The sequence below is a fragment of the Hirschia sp. genome (assembly GCF_058892565.1).
In genome coordinates this window covers 56,213-70,404 of record NZ_JBZXVU010000020.1, presented here as the reverse complement: position 1 = coordinate 70,404, position 14,192 = coordinate 56,213, and the positions used below count along the sequence as shown (strand labels likewise).

Genomic DNA, 14,192 nt, shown 5'->3' with positions numbered 1-14,192 from the left:
TTATTCACAGCAGAATGACTCCAAAAGAGAGAAATCTGCAATACAAGCCCGAATAAGTACGAGATAATAATAAATAGGCTTAATTGCCACACGAGGACGACAAAGACATGAGCTCCAAACGCCCATCTTTCACGGATGAAGAAGCGCTTGCCTTCCACCAGGAACCAACACCCGGTAAGATTTCAATGTTACCGACAAAGCCTATGCAGACTCAAAGAGATCTGTCTTTGGCATATTCCCCTGGTGTGGCGATACCTGTTGAAGCAATCGCAAAAGATCAAGACCTTGCGTATGATTATACGTCCAAAGGTAATACTGTAGCGGTCATCTCAAACGGGACGGCTATTCTTGGTCTTGGAAATCTGGGTGCCCTCGCCTCAAAGCCGGTGATGGAAGGTAAGTCTGTTCTATTCAAACGTTTTGCGGATGTTGATTCATTCGACATTGAAATAGATGAAGAAGATCCCGATAAAATTATCGAATGCGTGCGGATGATCGGTTCGACATTTGGTGGCATCAACCTCGAAGACATCAAATCTCCCGAATGCTTTCAAATTGAAGCAGAGCTACGTGAGAAACTGAATATCCCAGTATTCCATGATGATCAGCACGGAACTGCAATCATCGCAGCTGCTGGACTGATCAATGCCGCAGAAATTACGGGTCGAAACCTAAAAGATATCAAAGTCGCAATTTCTGGAGCCGGTGCCGCAGGGCTTTCTGTTGCAGGCCTTATCCACCACCTTGGCGTACCTAAAAGCAATATTTTGATGTGTGACCGCGATGGTGTCATCTATCAAGGCCGTACCAAAAGTATGGATCAATATAAGTCTGCATTTACGGTTAAAACCAAAAAACGCACTCTTGCCGAAGCTGTTGATGGCGCTGATGTACTAATTGGCCTTTCCGTAAAGGGTGCAGTCAGTAAAGACATGGTCAAATCTATGGCCAAAAACCCCATCATTTTTGTGATGGCCAACCCTGACCCTGAGATCACACCGGAAGAAATTCAGGAAGTTCGTAGCGATGCAATCATCGCAACCGGCCGTTCTGATTACCCAAATCAAGTCAACAACGTACTTGGTTTCCCTTATATTTTCCGGGGCGCGCTAGACGTTCGGGCATCTGCAATTAACGAAGAAATGAAAGTTGCATGTGCTCGTGCACTCGCAATGCTTGCACGTGAAGATGTGCCTGATGAAGTGGCAGCTGCCTATCATGGTGCCCGTCCAAAATTTGGACGCGACTACATCATTCCTGTTCCGTTTGACCCACGTTTGATTTCCTACATCCCTCCTTTTGTGGCCCAAGCAGCAATGGATACAGGTGTGGCGCGCAAGCCAATTGAAGATATGGAAGCCTATTCCAACACCTTGGCTCGTCGCTTAAATCCATCTGCTGGATTTTTACAGCGTTTCCAAGGCGCTGTACGTCGTGAAGCACCAAAACGTATTGTATTTGCTGAGGGTGAAGAACCTGCAATTATCCGTGCAGCTTTTGCCTTTAAAACCCAAGAACTTGGCCACCCAATCCTAATTGGACGCGAAGAACAAGTTAAACGCAATATGCGATTAGTTGGCGTTCCCGAAGATGAATTAGAAATCATCAACGCACGTTTGTCTGACAATAATCCAGCTTACTTCGACTATCTTTACGAACGCACGCAAAGAAGTGGTCTACTTCAAAGAGACGTGCAACGTATGGTCAATAATGATCGTAACGTATTTGGTGCTTGCATGGTCGCGTGCGGCGATGCTGACGGGATGGTTACCGGCCTTACCCGTAACTATAATACAGCGCTTAGAGACATCAGACTTGTTGCAGATGAACGTCGCGGCGAACACGCAATTGGTATGTCCATCATTATCTCTAAAAATGGACCTCTCTTCGTCGCCGATACATCAATCACAGAAATGCCAACAGCTGAAGAGCTTGCAGACAATTCTATTTTGTCTGCTAAAGTTGTGCGCCGCATGGGCTTTGAGCCACGTGTCGCTTTCTTGTCCAACTCTACCTTTGGATACCCTCATGGTGAGCGGGCAGATGTTGTGCGACAAGCGGCAGAATTAATGGCAACGCGCGATGATGTCGATTTTGAATATGAAGGTGATATCGCTGTTGATGTCGCGCTAAATCCGAATATGCGCGACACTTACCCATTCTCACGCTTAAGTGCCCCAGCAAACATCTTGGTTATGCCAGCCATTCACGCGGCATCTATATCCACCAAACTTGCTGCAAACCTTGGTGACACAACAGTTGTCGGCCCCCTCTTATTGGGTCTGACCTTACCTATCCAAATTGTACAAATGGGATCAACCGTTTCAGATATCGTCAACATGGCAACATTTGCAGCGTATGACCCTCACAGCGACGAAAAAGATGTTCGCTGGAAAGTTGTCTAAACTAAATCTACTAAATCAAAGGCCGCTTGTTTCAAACGAGCGGCCTTTTTTCTTATGATTGGGTAATCAGGATAAATCCGCTTCACCCTTCGCAGTCTGAGGGCCCATCATTAATATGAAAACAATCAGTGCTGCCGCTGGAATAACGTAGGATGCAGACAATAAAAATAACCCTGCATATCCTATAGTTTCGGCTATCACCCCAGAAAAACCCGCTGCAAACTTACAGAAAAATGCATATAGAGAACTCAAACAAGCATATTGCGTTGCCGCATTTCTAGGGTCAGTCAGGCTTGAGAGATATGCGATAAATGCTGTCCCGACAAAACCTCCTGCAATATTATCAGCGCCGATTGCCGCAAATAACCAGAAATTACTCGGAACTGTAATTCCAACCAATTGCCCATCATTTGCTGCTCGTATCGCATCTGCTTGGTCTGGAATGCCTAAATTTGCTAACAATGCATAGGCAGCCGTCGTCAAAAACGTTAGCGGAATACCAAATAGAAGCGCTTTTAATACACCTAATCGCGCGACACCAATCGCACCTAGAAAAGCGCCCGCAATAAGAAACCATGGCCCAAATCCACTTTGAAACCCACCAATAACTGTCTTTGTATAACCAAGGTCTACATAAAGCGGAGCCGCCATAACGCCCATCGTGAAATCTGGCAGACGATAAAGCGCGACAACCCCAGCAACGGGCAATATCCATATTCCAAGACGTGAGATCAATTGCTTGAATGGCTCAACCAACGCATTTGAAATTGAGATATGAACGGGTTGATTAGCTTTTTCATTTTGTATCCGGACTGCATGCTCAGGCTCTCGCATCAAAAGCACCAATGTGGCCCCTATGAGCATAATTAAAGCCATAAGCGAAAACGTCACAATCCACGGGAAATAATCAGCCAAAGCCAACCCAACACCGGAAAACATGATTGCAAACCGATAGCCCAATTGGTAAATCGCAGCCATTGTCCCCTGATCTACAGTCTCAGCAGATTCAATTCGCCATGCATCAATTGCTATATCCAAAGTCGCACCAGAATAAGCAAGTATTGCTGCTCCCAATAGCGTCGTCCAAAGTGCATTAACTGGATCAGAACTCGCAATCACAAACAAACCAATTGCTGTGCCTATCATTGCAACAATCATCCATGATCGGCGTTGGCCTAGTTTATTTGTAAGATAAGGTATTTTTATTCTGTCTACACCCGGCGACCACAACCATTTGAGCGTATAGGCAATCGTGATCCAATACATGAAGCCAATCGTTGATTTGTCGATTCCAACGTCACGTAGCCATACCGAAAGTTTTTGGAACACCATCATCAAAGGCAAGCCGGATGCAAAACCCAAAACTAACATCGAAGCAAACTTAGGTTCCTTCAATCTCCCAAGCATATCTATAAATTCGTTGGTTTTAGTTCCCCTCATACCTGCATCCCTCCTGAGACAGCCCAACTCAATGCCAACTCACGCAGACGTTGAGGGTCTATTGGTTTAGCAGCGATCAAACTAACGCCTGCTTTTTCTGCTTTCGTTTCCAGCTCAGGGTCGACATCGGCTGTCACCGCTATAATTGGCACTTTTCCTGTCACGCCACCTAAAGCACGTATTCGTCGCGTCGCTTCTAAGCCATCCATTACCGGCATTCGAACATCCATAAAGATGATAGAATACGGCGTATTTTGGACTGCTTCTAACGCTTCAGCGCCAGTGCCCGCTGTATCAACAGCAAAACCCGCTGTCGTTAATGCGCGTTTTGCCAATAAAGAATTTACCGGATTATCATCAGCGATCAAAGCACGAGACCCAGGTAAAGCAGTTTCGATACTTTCTTGGCTCTCTTTAAATTCCTCACCCCGCGCAGCTATTGCAACGCGTTCAGCGATAGAACTACCCCGCAGCGGCCGGATAAGATAGCCAACACACCCCATTTCACGAAATTTGGGAATTTGCGCGCGATCTTCTGGTCTCAGGATAACCAAGGTTGGCGTTTTTTTCGCAGTTTTTTTGATGTCAGCAGGCGAATGAGAACCATCTAAAATAGCAACATCGGGCTTTTCTTTATGCGCAGGCAAGCGACATATCAAATCAGAATCCGCAAGCGCACTCATAACCGCAATTTGAGAGGCACAACTTGCCCTCAAATCCACACATAATTGAGTTTTCGAAATAGCCTTTTTTGTACTCTTTTTTGACTCGCTCACCTCAAGCGGCAATGTCAAAAAGAACCCTGCGCCAGACCCAAGCTCGCTAGAAATATGCAAACGCCCCTTCATGGCCAATGCAAGTCTTTGCGCGATCGCTAGACCCAATCCGACACCACTATCTTTTCCAGCATCGGACGCAGACACCTGCCCATAGGCTGAAAATATTTTTTCTTGGTCTTTTTTGGGAATTCCTGCACCAGTATCGCGAACAGCAAAAACTAATTCACCTGATGTCGCCAGACGTGCCGTAACCAGTATTCCACCTGCTTGTGTGAATTTAATTGCATTACCCGCAAGATTGAAGAGTATCTGCCTAATGCGCCCTGCATCACCCAGGAAGCTTGCTGGCAAACTGGGTGAAGGCGCTGCTGCAATATCAAGATTTGCCGCATGGGCTCTTGGTGCAAGCAATTCAACGACATCCTGAATAAGTTCAGAAGGATCAAATGCTGCAATATCTAATGGAATATCTCCAGCTTCAAGGCGTGAATAATCCAAAACATTGTTAAGCAAGTCCAGAAGACGAGACCCACTTTTTCCAATCGCTTCAACATATTCTTTTTGAACCAAAGAAAGCTCAGTTTCTTTAAGCAAAGAAACCATTCCCAGAATACCGTTCAAAGGCGTACGAATTTCGTGCGAAACAGATGCCGTAAAGCGCTGCGACGTATCAGGCTCTAATGTCTGCTCAGTGGCAATTAATTCTGGTTTATCAGATGCACTCTGTGATGACATGAATACGGCTCGCTTATGGTTTGTTAGACTGACATAGCAATTGCCTTGGTTAACAAAACCTTACATTCGGAAATTCCAGACGGCTATGTCTTGAAAATCAAACCTTTAAGATATCATGTGAGACCTTTGGCAAGCCTATTGGGCGATATCTATAATTTAGCGCTTCTGCGACATGAATCCGCCTGACCAATTTTGATCCATCTAAATCAGCTATAGTTCGCGAAACCTTCAACACACGATGATAGCCACGGGCTGATAAATTTAGTTTTTGCGCCGCCTGCATCAACAAATCCAAACCGGACTGCTCGGGTGTACAAAATGCATCAATAGCCTGCGTATCAGCATCTACATTTAAACGCCGCGCTCCTGATACTTCACGATATCTTTCTTCCTGCAATAATCTTGCTTTACATACCCGTTCAGCAACTTCCGCACTCCCCTCAGTAGGCGGAGGTAAGGTCAAATCCATCGCCGTCACTGCAGGGACATCAATGAATAGATCTATTCTATCGAGAAATGGGCCCGACACGCGCCCCATATAATCGGCTTTACAAGTAGGTTTACGTCGACACAAACTTTCCGATGGGCCACCTCCACATTTACACGGATTAGCCGCAGCAATAAGCTGGAAACGACTAGGATAACGCACATGCCTATTCGCCCGTGAAATGACAGCTTCACCATTTTCTAGGGGTTGGCGGAGGCTATCCAAAACCTGCCCAGAGAATTCTGGAATTTCGTCTAAAAACAAAACGCCATGGTGGGCTAAAGACACCTCACCAGGTCTTGCTTTGATACCTCCCCCCACTAACGCCGCCATACTGGCCGAATGATGCGGAGATCGAAATGGCCGCACGCGGGAAAGTTTGCCTTTTTCCAAAACACCCGCAATAGATTGTATTTGACTAACTTCTAGCAATTCATGCGCACTTAAAGGCGGTAAAATACCCGCAAGCCGCTGGGCAAGCATGGACTTTCCCGATCCTGGAGGACCAATCATCAAAAGGTTATGCCCACCAGCCGCTGCAATTTCCAAAGCACGCTTAGCGCCCTCTTGTCCTTTGACATCTTTCAAGTCAGGTATTGCTACATTATCGGTAAGCTCACCCGCTTTCGCTGCAGGAATTTGCTGATTTCCTTTAAAATGAGAAATCAACGCCATCAGGCTTTTTGCTGCTAAGACATGACCACCGGACCAAGCAGCCTCTGGGCCACAGACTTCAGGACAAATAAGAGTTTTGTCCATTGCTTCCGCCGCCATTGCCGCAGGTAGCGCACCAGGTATGATGGCGATATGGCCATCCAAAGACAACTCACCAATCGCCGCCAAATCATCCAGTGCACCTGTTGGAACAACATCTATCGCCTGCAAAAGCGCGAGTGCAATCGCTAGATCATAATGACTCCCCTCTTTGGGAAGGTCAGCAGGCGCAAGATTTACGACGATACGTTTGGGAGGAAAAGATAAACCAAGCGCAGCAAAAGCTGCCCGAACCCGCTCTTTACTTTCCGCCACGGCTTTATCAGCCAATCCAACTATTGCAAAATGTGGTTGCCCGTTAAAAAGTTGAACCTGAACATCGACGGGATTGGCAGTAACCCCTTCAAATGCAAATGTTGTTGTGCGGCTAACCATATCATCCCCCATATGCTCCAATGTGGTTTAACACAAAAATCAGAACATATGAAGAACAAAAATAAACTAATGTCTATTCGGCGTCTGTAACATCTGCTTTGGGAATAATAATTTCCGTATCAAAGCTTTCAATTTTCACAGCATCATCCACTGGCAATTCAACTTTTCCCAATGCCGTTTGGCCCTCAGTCGCTTCATCAGCATCCTTGAAATTAAACCCACCTGCTGGCGGAGCTGACGCGTCTCCCGGAATAGAAAAATTGAAGCTTGAACTCGAACTTGCCGGCGCGCTTGTTGGTTCGCCAGGTGGATTTGCATCATTTTCAGCCGCACAAGCTGACGGAATAAATGCAATCATTGCACACGTAAAAATACCTATAGACAATTGTTTCATAACGAAGATATTCCTTCAAATTCTACTTTAGCCTGTCAAGAAAATGGTCAAAGCCAATCTGAAACACAGCTTATACCCTATTCGACCCGCCAGCGTTAACTATGTCAACTTTTAGCTTCTATTATATTAGCTCTTTTTGAACTTAGCCTGAATGACATCCCACATTTTGGCGACTGGATCTATTCCTGTCATTTTCTTAATCGCCTGCGCACCTGTTGGGGAAGTTACATTCACCTCTGTCATATAATTGCCGATCACATCTATACCGACAAATATCAGACCACGTCTTTTTAGTTCCGGTCCAATCTTCGCACAAATTTCCAGTTCTCTTTCTGTCAGTTCTGATCCCTGCGCCGTACCACCAACAACAAGATTAGAGCGAATTGCTCCTTCTGGTGGCATTCGATTAATTGCACCGCATGGCTCACCGTCAACAAGAATAATTCGCTTATCACCTGCTGTTACATCAGGTAAAAAAGCTTGTGCGATAAATGGCTCTGGTGCTTTTTCCTGAAACATTTCAACCAATGCTTCAAAATTCCCATCATCCGGCTTGACCCGCACAACTGAAGCACCGCCATGTCCATAAAGCGGCTTGAGTACGATATCTTTGTGTTTTTTGCGAAAGGCCTGAATCGCCTCAAGCGACCGGCTTATCAAAGTGGGTGGCTGAAGTTCAGGATAGATAAGCGGAAACACTTTTTCAGGACTTGAAGCAACCCACGCTGGATCATTAACGACAAGCGTGTCTTCTTTGACGAGTTCCAGCAAATGAGCAGCCGTTAGATAACCCATGTGAAATGGTGGATCCTGACGCATCAAAATGACATCAACATCTACTCGTAAATCTAGCAATACGCGTTCGCCTATTTCACAATGACCATCATCTCGACGAAAAACCTTTGCAGGTCTCGCCCATGCCTTCACATCACCCGCATCATAAAAGAGATCATCAACACCATAAACCCATGTCGAAAAGCCACGCGACTGCGCCTCTTCAATCATTGCAAACGTTGTGTCCCCTGCCGGATTCACATTTTCAAGCGGGTCCATTTGAACGGCAATTTTCATAGCGGGCATTAGCCTCCAGCAAGCATAGAAATATCCTCGGCAATTTGCCGAAGAAAATGGTCATTTCCTAAAAGATAGGGTGTTACAAACTATTTGGAAGAGCCGTTGTCGCCAAATGGGTCTCCATATGGATCTGCATATCCTGAAGACGCATCATTTGGGCTCTCTGGAACAATCAAATATCCATCTGCATCATACTGAGCAGCTGGTTGCGCAGGATCATAATAAGGTTGCTGTGTTGGCACAGACTGGTTGGCACCGCCATAAAGTCCTGAATCATCAACCCCATAAACAGATTGTGGAGGATTAGGGTCTATATATCCAACTTGACCATCATTTGAATATTGCGGTTGTTGCGTTGGATATTGCGACACTGATGGTGCCGTTTGAATAGGTGCTGGCTGATTACCATAGCCCGCTGGTGGACCCGATTGCGCTGTATATCCAGGCGGTAGTGAGCGATCACGCATTTTCACATATGACACGACACGATCAACGCCTTTTATTAGGCTAGCATGTTCAGCAGCACGTTTTAATTCAGTTTGATTGCGTGCAAAGCCTAGCAAATAAACAACGCCATTAAATGTCTCAATGTTGTAATTCACACTTTTAATCTCAGCATCTCCGACTAAGCGAGAGCGAAGTTTTGTTGTGATCCACTCATCATTGAGATTTTCAAGAATTTTCGTCTTGGGCATCACCTCAATTTCATTCGCAACCTCATCAATTGTGCGAACACTCCAAGCGATCTGATCGGCAGTCACTTTGTCTTCTTCTGTTTCAACACGGCCTGTTAGCAAAACAAGTCTAGACGTGACTTCAACGTCGACTTGTCCAAATCGGCCAGCAGACTCCTTCAGCAGCAGCGCTTTTATTTGGCTCGATGCAGAAGCTTCATCAAGACTTTCACCAAAAGTCTTTTCTTGTACAACCGCACAACCGCCTAAACCGATAGAAAGAAGTACGAGGGCAGCGACGCGGGATTTCATGGGTCAAGCTCCGAGTGAAATGTGAATTGGGCAAAGTTTAGAGCGCTAAGGTTAATGAAGACATATGGCAATAAATTGGCATAAAATTTCTTCTTTTTACCGACTAGCTTAATTGTAATTAAGGACGCCAAAACGCCTTTAAATGTGACGGGGTTTTCCACGGACAAACGACAACCAAATCATAGCGCCAATCATGATTTTTAAATTTCGCCTTTTTCGCCATCCATATTTCTGCCGTTTTAGAAATACGTCTCCATGAAGTTTCAGGTACTGATTGAAGCCCAATATTAATTGTCTTGCGAGCTTTAACTTCAATAAAAGCAATCACCCGTCCTTTTGTCGCGATGAGATCAATTTCTCCAGTCCGCATGCGCACACGTTTTTGAAGTATTTTATATCCTTTTAGCCTTAGCCAAATTGAGGCAAGCCATTCGGCATTTCTGCCGCGCTTCTCATGTTTCCTACGCTTAGAATCACTGACATCACTTACATGAAAGCCGCTGTTTTTACTGCCATTATTAGAGTTCCCCACCATTATTCTGGTCCATCTCTTTGAGTATCAGTGCGCGTGCATAAACGTCTCGCTTTTTGAGACCAAATTTTTCCGCAACTTCTGAAGACGCTTGTTTCACCGAAAAATTGGCAAGAGCAGCGATAATTGCAGAATCTAAATCTTCTTGAATAATTTCTCCACCAGCTAAGGGTGGCCCAATCAATATAACCAATTCGCCCTTTGGCGGGCCTTCTAATTCTATAGCCTCAGCTAATTCGGCCAATGGTAACCGACGTGCTTCTTCAAATCGTTTTGTAATCTCTCTGGCTAAAACAGCCTCTCGATTACCATATATTGTTAGCATATCTGCGAGACTTTTAGCGAGTCTGGATGGCCCTTCAAAGAAAATTAAAGTCGATTCCAAACTTACAAATTTTTCATAAAACTTAAGTCGCGCGGTTTGTTTAGGCGGAGGAAAACCAGCAAACAAAAAACTATTGGAAGGCAATCCAGAAATGGTAAGTGCTGCAAGAGGTGCTGAAGCACCGGGCAATGCCGTTACATAATGCCCTGCCTCAATAGCTTCTCTCGCCAATTTATATCCTGGATCAGAGACTAAAGGTGTACCCGCATCAGAAATCAGGGCAATGCGCATACCCTTTTCTAGGTCACGTAAAATACGAGGTCGCGATATCGCCCCATTATGGTCGTGATATGGGCGTAGCTCAGGTCTTAAACCATAAGCAGCCATAAGTTTGCTAGCAACGCGTGTATCTTCGGCAAGCACTAAATCAGCTGAGGCTAACACATCAAGTGCACGCAAAGTTATGTCTCTAAGGTTTCCGATTGGCGTTGCCACAATATAAAGACCAGAACTAAGGTCTGAATTAGGTCGAATCATAGGGTTAACAACAGCATCAAAAGCTTGTTTTGAGCCCGCGTCGGCATTAGTGTCCGGCTCATATTCTAAATCAGATGAATCTGATTTAGTCGTTTCGGGGATAGAAGTTGCGCCCTTATGGCCGCTGGAGAAGTTTGAAGATGACATCACTGCCCAATGCTCGGGATAAAAAACGCTCATTCACCATTTGCGGTCAGTCGCTGGTAGCGCTTGGATTTAGTTTAGCACTACTTGCAGGATGTGCCACCACTGATCCAAGTCCAACGACACCTATTTTTCGTGGAGATGAGCGTCCAGAGTCAACACGCCCTGATCGTCCAGCGCCACCAAAGCCACGTGAAGAGATTGAAGACGTTCAACCTGAACCCGAAGACACAAACATCAAACCTTATGCGAGTGTGATACCAAGACACTTGCAAGGGTTAGATCCCACCGGCATTGAAAACCTGTCCGAAATTGCAATTCTGCTCCCACTTTCCAGCTCAAATGCAGGTGTAAGAAAACAAGCGGAAAGTATTTTAGCTGGCGCTGAAATGGCATTATTCCAAGCTGGTATTGAGAATGTTATTTTGATCCCCAAAGACACGGGCGGCATTCAATCAACAACTCGGGAAGTTGCCATTGAAGCCTTAAAAGAAGGTGCTGATGCTTTCATCGGCCCTGTCTTTGCAGAAAATGTTGCAGTGGTCCAGGAAATCGCAGCTCCAAACAATATCCCAGTGCTCGCTTTTTCAACAAACAACCAAGTTGCTGGAAATGGCGTATACTTGGTTTCCTTGCCGCTCGAAGAAGAAATCAAACGCATTGTCGATTGGGCAAGTTTAAACGGCGTCACACAATTTGCCATGTTTGGTCCAGCAAATAGCTATGGCTATAAAGTTGAAAGCGCATTGCGTTTTGAAGTCAGCCTTCGCAACGGATCAGTTATCAAAACTGAATTCTATGATCCCAATGAGCCCTCTCCAACTGAAGCCGCAAAACGTCTTGCTCAAACGCTGATAGAAACCGACAAATATTTCCCGGGTGAAGTTGCTGTCCTTATCCCAGAACAAGGCACTCGCCTTCGCAGTGTCGCGCCTCTTCTGCCTTATTATGACGTCGACATCAAAACAGTTAAATTGCTAGGAACAGGCCTGTGGAATTCTGCAGACGTTTGGCGTGAGCCAACTCTTGAAGGGGGTGTATTTGCCGCGCCAGATCCAACAGCAGTTGCACAATATAATGACATTTATAGGCAAATAACGAGCCAAGAACCCACCAGTATGTCGACACTGGGTTATGACGCCACCCTCATGTCTTTGATGATGTTGAGTGAAGGTTCCTTAAACCGGACCTCGCTTGAGCGTCGTGACGGGTTTATCGGAACCAATGGTTTATTCCGCTTCAAATCAAACGGCACAATAGAGCGCGGGTTATCTGTGGTTCAAGTCACAGGTAAAGGCGGTATCCGCGTTATCGAACCTGGGATAAAGACATTCCAACCAGATGGATTTTAAATATCTGATATTATTATAGATTTAAAAAATGCCGTTCAGATACTGGACGGCATTTTTCATTCTAAAACCAGTTTTTGACTCACATAATCAGCCAATAAACGACCTTCTGCTGTTAATTTTAATATGGGGCCATCAAGCTCGATCAACCCATCGGAAACAAAATTTGCCACAACAATTTCATCAAAACATCTACCGCTTATTTTTTCAAAGTCAGAACGCGGCATTCCTTGTGTCATTCTCAACCCCATCATGACTCGTTCTGCGGCTACATCTTCAATAGACAAAGGATTATAATCGGCACCAACGCCTGTCTTTTCTACTTTGGAAATATACTTATCAGGCCGTTTTTCGGCGATGGTTTCCAATCTCTTCCCGTCAAGTGTCACGCGGCCATGCGCCCCCGGCCCAACTCCCAGCCAATCGCCTGACTTCCAATATACAATATTGTGTTTTGCTTGGTGATACGCGCTCTTTGCGTGATTGGAAATCTCATAAGCAGAATACCCCGCTGCCTCCATCTCCAATTGCGTCACCTCATATAAATCTGCCGCCACATCTTCATGTGCAGGTATCCAATCACCACGTGACACCGCTTTGCCAAAAGCTGTGCGTTGTTCAATTGTCAGCTCATACAATGATAAATGATCAGCACCTAGATCTATGATATCGGAAAGCTCTGCTTGCCATTTTTCTTTGCTCTGGTTGGGTAATGCATAAATAAAATCAAGGGATAGAGACGAAAAGCATCGTCTTCCTTCATCTATAGCGCCCAATGCGATTTTTGCGGAATGATTACGCCCCAAAAAAGTAAGAGCCGCATCATCTAGACTTTGCACACCAAGTGATAATCGGTTCACTCCCGCATTTGCTATGCCAGCAAAACGATTCATATCATCAGGGTTTGCTTCAAGCGTTATCTCAGCATCTTCACGCAAAGGCCAAAGCTCTGCGATGTCAGCTAGTAATTGTCTAATAGCTTCAGGTGGCAACAAAGACGGCGTACCACCACCTAGAAAAACGGTATCAACCTGCCTTGAACCCGTTTTTGCGCGCCATCCTTTAAGATCTTCCCGAATAGCTAAAAGAAGCGGATCAATATTCCGATCTTTAGCGGCGTAGACGTTGAAATCACAATACGGGCATATTTTCGCACAATAGGGCCAATGTATATAAATACCAAACCCACGATGAGGTTCAAACTCTAGCACTAAAGCACAGCTTCTGTTAGCAATTTGAATGCATTGGCACGATGACTCATACCATGTTTACGCGCAGGTTCCATTTCTCCAAAAGTGATTGTTTCGCCCTCTGCCACAAACATTGCATCATAGCCAAACCCATTCTCGCCGCGCGGGGGCCAAACCAATTCGCCTTTAACTTCACCTCTAAAGGTCACGGTCTCACCATCAGGCCAAGCCACACAAAGCGCACAAACAAAACGTGCACTTCGCTCTGCTGCTTTCTCATCTTCCAGCGCTTGGTTTACTTTTTCCATCGCCAGCTTGAAATCTTTAGACTCCCCTGCCCACCGCGCTGAATATATTCCCGGCGCACCATTAAGCGCATCAACAGCTAAACCAGAATCATCTGCGAGCGCAGGAGACCCAGACGCTATAGCCGCCGCAAGCGCTTTCAATTCAGCATTCGCTTCAAAGGTTAGTCCGGTCTCTTCAGGTTCAGGTAAATCCAGCTCACCGGCGGAAACCGGCTCAAACCCCAAAGGCTCCAAAAGGTCTTTTAGTTCACGTACTTTTCCCTGATTGTGCGTCGCTGCAACTAGGCGACCAGGCTGAAGTTTCCTAGATTGATTCGAATCAGTCATAATTGTCTCCAGATAAAATTACATGATATAT

General features: G+C 45.5%; 12 protein-coding genes. 2 read left to right on the top strand and 10 right to left on the bottom strand.

The features are described 5' to 3' along the window. The first annotated feature begins 107 nt into the window (after positions 1–107). Positions 108–2,405 carry an NADP-dependent malic enzyme gene (locus AC5EF3_RS08745; RefSeq protein WP_015828917.1) on the top strand — a complete coding sequence of 766 codons (2,298 nt, stop codon included), beginning with the start codon at positions 108–110 and terminating at the stop codon, positions 2,403–2,405. 66 nt (positions 2,406–2,471) lie between these two features. On the opposite strand, the gene AC5EF3_RS08740 is transcribed toward AC5EF3_RS08745, so the two are convergent. The 8 genes from AC5EF3_RS08740 to rsmI all read right to left on the bottom strand — a co-directional run bounded on the left by AC5EF3_RS08740 (position 2,472) and on the right by rsmI (position 10,843). Next, entirely contained in the window at positions 2,472–3,845 is a 1,374-nt protein-coding gene (locus tag AC5EF3_RS08740; RefSeq protein WP_015828918.1) for an AmpG family muropeptide MFS transporter, read from the bottom strand. Continuing rightward, positions 3,842–5,359 (bottom strand): response regulator, encoded by a 1,518-nt coding sequence (locus AC5EF3_RS08735; RefSeq protein ID WP_493547762.1) that lies wholly within the window; start codon positions 5,357–5,359, stop codon positions 3,842–3,844. Before AC5EF3_RS08735 ends, AC5EF3_RS08740 begins: the two co-directional genes overlap by 4 nt. A gap of 97 nt (positions 5,360–5,456) precedes the next feature. Further along, complete coding sequence (locus tag AC5EF3_RS08730; protein WP_493547761.1) at positions 5,457–6,995, bottom strand: YifB family Mg chelatase-like AAA ATPase; 1,539 nt, start codon at positions 6,993–6,995, stop codon at positions 5,457–5,459. A gap of 73 nt (positions 6,996–7,068) precedes the next feature. Beyond that, the gene (locus AC5EF3_RS08725; RefSeq protein ID WP_015828921.1) at positions 7,069–7,389 is read right to left on the bottom strand and encodes a hypothetical protein; all 321 of its coding nucleotides are present in this window, start codon (positions 7,387–7,389) and stop codon (positions 7,069–7,071) included. Between the two features lie 126 nt (positions 7,390–7,515). Continuing rightward, positions 7,516–8,460, bottom strand: a complete 945-nt coding sequence (gshB, locus tag AC5EF3_RS08720; RefSeq protein WP_015828922.1) for a glutathione synthase — start codon at positions 8,458–8,460, stop codon at positions 7,516–7,518. Between the two features lie 89 nt (positions 8,461–8,549). Beyond that, a complete protein-coding gene (locus tag AC5EF3_RS08715; protein WP_493547760.1) occupies positions 8,550–9,449 on the bottom strand; it encodes a BON domain-containing protein in 900 nt (299 codons plus the stop codon). 118 nt (positions 9,450–9,567) lie between these two features. Further along, positions 9,568–9,984, bottom strand: a complete 417-nt coding sequence (locus AC5EF3_RS08710) for a YraN family protein (RefSeq protein ID WP_493547759.1) — start codon at positions 9,982–9,984, stop codon at positions 9,568–9,570. After that, complete coding sequence (gene rsmI, locus AC5EF3_RS08705; protein WP_493547764.1) at positions 9,968–10,843, bottom strand: 16S rRNA (cytidine(1402)-2'-O)-methyltransferase; 876 nt, start codon at positions 10,841–10,843, stop codon at positions 9,968–9,970. The genes AC5EF3_RS08710 and rsmI overlap by 17 nt, the downstream gene beginning before the upstream one ends. 140 nt (positions 10,844–10,983) lie before the next feature. Here rsmI and AC5EF3_RS08700 point away from each other — a divergent pair, with 140 nt between their 5' ends. Then, positions 10,984–12,339, top strand: coding sequence for a penicillin-binding protein activator (locus AC5EF3_RS08700; protein ID WP_493547758.1), 1,356 nt, complete (start codon positions 10,984–10,986; stop codon positions 12,337–12,339). 56 nt (positions 12,340–12,395) lie between these two features. Here AC5EF3_RS08700 and hemW read toward each other — a convergent pair whose 3' ends face one another. Together hemW and rdgB are read right to left on the bottom strand one after the other, a co-directional pair. Then, positions 12,396–13,547: a radical SAM family heme chaperone HemW gene (hemW, locus tag AC5EF3_RS08695; protein ID WP_493547757.1), complete on the bottom strand. Its 1,152-nt coding sequence runs from the start codon at positions 13,545–13,547 to the stop codon at positions 12,396–12,398. Next, positions 13,547–14,161 (bottom strand): RdgB/HAM1 family non-canonical purine NTP pyrophosphatase, encoded by a 615-nt coding sequence (gene rdgB / locus AC5EF3_RS08690; protein ID WP_493547756.1) that lies wholly within the window; start codon positions 14,159–14,161, stop codon positions 13,547–13,549. The genes hemW and rdgB overlap by 1 nt, the downstream gene beginning before the upstream one ends. Between the last annotated feature and the right edge of the window lie 31 nt (positions 14,162–14,192).

Excerpts from the sequence above, each read along its gene's own strand:
- AC5EF3_RS08745 (WP_015828917.1), top strand. The coding sequence starts at position 108 with ATGAGCTCCAAACGCCCATCTTTCACGGATGAAGAAGCGCTTGCCTTC.
- AC5EF3_RS08740 (WP_015828918.1), bottom strand. The coding sequence starts at position 3,845 with ATGAGGGGAACTAAAACCAACGAATTTATAGATATGCTTGGGAGATTG.
- AC5EF3_RS08735 (WP_493547762.1), bottom strand. The coding sequence starts at position 5,359 with ATGTCATCACAGAGTGCATCTGATAAACCAGAATTAATTGCCACTGAG.
- AC5EF3_RS08730 (WP_493547761.1), bottom strand. The coding sequence starts at position 6,995 with ATGGTTAGCCGCACAACAACATTTGCATTTGAAGGGGTTACTGCCAAT.
- AC5EF3_RS08725 (WP_015828921.1), bottom strand. The coding sequence starts at position 7,389 with ATGAAACAATTGTCTATAGGTATTTTTACGTGTGCAATGATTGCATTT.
- gshB (WP_015828922.1), bottom strand. The coding sequence starts at position 8,460 with ATGAAAATTGCCGTTCAAATGGACCCGCTTGAAAATGTGAATCCGGCA.
- AC5EF3_RS08715 (WP_493547760.1), bottom strand. The coding sequence starts at position 9,449 with ATGAAATCCCGCGTCGCTGCCCTCGTACTTCTTTCTATCGGTTTAGGC.
- AC5EF3_RS08710 (WP_493547759.1), bottom strand. The coding sequence starts at position 9,984 with ATGGTGGGGAACTCTAATAATGGCAGTAAAAACAGCGGCTTTCATGTA.
- rsmI (WP_493547764.1), bottom strand. The coding sequence starts at position 10,843 with ATGATTCGACCTAATTCAGACCTTAGTTCTGGTCTTTATATTGTGGCA.
- AC5EF3_RS08700 (WP_493547758.1), top strand. The coding sequence starts at position 10,984 with ATGACATCACTGCCCAATGCTCGGGATAAAAAACGCTCATTCACCATT.
- rdgB (WP_493547756.1), bottom strand. The coding sequence starts at position 14,161 with ATGACTGATTCGAATCAATCTAGGAAACTTCAGCCTGGTCGCCTAGTT.